Origin of the sequence: Ruegeria marisrubri, assembly GCF_001507595.1 — a bacterium.
GTDB classification, from domain to species: domain Bacteria; phylum Pseudomonadota; class Alphaproteobacteria; order Rhodobacterales; family Rhodobacteraceae; genus Ruegeria; species Ruegeria marisrubri.
This window is the reverse complement of sequence record NZ_LQBQ01000021.1, coordinates 1-1,546: the sequence shown is the minus strand read 5'-3', so window position 1 is coordinate 1,546 and position 1,546 is coordinate 1. Positions and strand designations below refer to the sequence as shown.

Genomic DNA, 1,546 nt, shown 5'->3' with positions numbered 1-1,546 from the left:
CCGGGCGGCAGCTGGGACAGCGCCGATGACGGCGCCTACACCGTCGCGCTGCTGGGCGGAGAGGTCGCCGACACCAGCGGAAACGCCGTCGCCGCCGACCCGACCCTCGCCAGTTTCACCGTCGACAGCGGCGACAGCACCGCGCCCGTGGTCCAGTCCGCCTCGGCCCCCGATATCGGACCGGCCCAGGTCGGAACGACGAACACCGACATCACCGTCACCTTCGCCGATGACGTGGCCATCGACACCGCCAGCATCGACGCCGGCGACATCACCGTCACCGGACCCGGCGGCGCGCTCTCGGTGACCGGCGTCAGCCTCGACACCGCCAGCGACGGCACGCCGCGCACGGCGACCTACACCGTCGCGGCACCGGGCGGCAGCTGGGACAGCGCCGATGATGGTGCCTACACCGTCACGCTGCTGGGCGGAGAGGTCGCCGACACCAGCGGAAACACCGTCGCAGCCGATCCGGGCCTGGCAAGCTTCACGGCCGACCTTTCGACGCTGCCGCCCCCACCAGATCCGTCTCGGGTCGAGGCCGAAACCTTCACCGTCCTGAGCGGCTTTGTCGTGAAGAACAACGGCCAGGGCTCGGGCGGCCAGTTCCTGCAGGCCGGCGATGGCGATGAGCAGCGCGCTGCCCACACCTTTGCCTTGACCGCTGGTGTCTACGATCTGACCATCGGCCATTTCGACGAATCCGACGGACAGTCGCAGATGAGCATTCTGCTGAACGGCACTCAGATTGATAGCTTCGTCTGGGATCTAGATGCCGGCGGCAAATTTGCGGATCAGTCCTCATTTGCCGAGCGCACCATAAGCGGCGTTTCGCTGTCCTCGGGGGACGTGATCGAGATCGTGGGTTTCGAGGATGCCGGCGAGCCTCTGCGCACAGACTATATGGACTTTCAATATGTTGGCAGCGGCGGGCCCGACGCCACCGCCCCTGTTGTCCAGTCCGCCTCGGCCCCCGATATCGGACCGGCCCAGGTCGGAACGACGACCACCGACGTCACCGTCACCTTCACGGACAACGTGGCCATCGACACCGCCAGCATCGACGTCGGCGACATCACCGTCACCGGACCCGGCGGCGCGCTCTCGGTGACTGGCGTCAGCCTCGACACCGCCAGCGACGGCACCCCCCGCACCGCCACCTACACGGTCGCCGCTCCGGGCGGCAGCTGGGACAGCGCCGATGACGGCGCCTACACCGTCGCGCTGCTGGGCGGAGAGGTCGCCGACACCAGCGGAAACGCCGTCGCCGCCGATCCGACCCTCGCCAGTTTCACCGCCGACAGCGGCGACAGCACCGCGCCCGTGGTCCAGTCCGCCTCGGCCCCCGATATCGGACCGGCCCAGGTCGGAACGACGACCACCGACGTCACCGTCACCTTCACGGACAACGTGGCCATCGACACCGCCACCATCGATCCGGGCGACATCACCGTCACCGGACCCGGCGGCGCGCTCTCGGTGACCGGCGTCAGCCTCGACACCGCCAGCGACGGCACGCCGCGCACGGCAACCTACACCGTCGCGG

Annotated in this window: 1 protein-coding gene; it reads left to right on the top strand. The window is 69.0% G+C overall.

Going from position 1 to position 1,546, the window contains the following annotated elements:
- A partial coding sequence (locus tag AVO45_RS10720; RefSeq protein ID WP_205627877.1) for an Ig-like domain-containing domain occupies window positions 1-1,546 on the top strand: 1,546 nt, incomplete at both ends.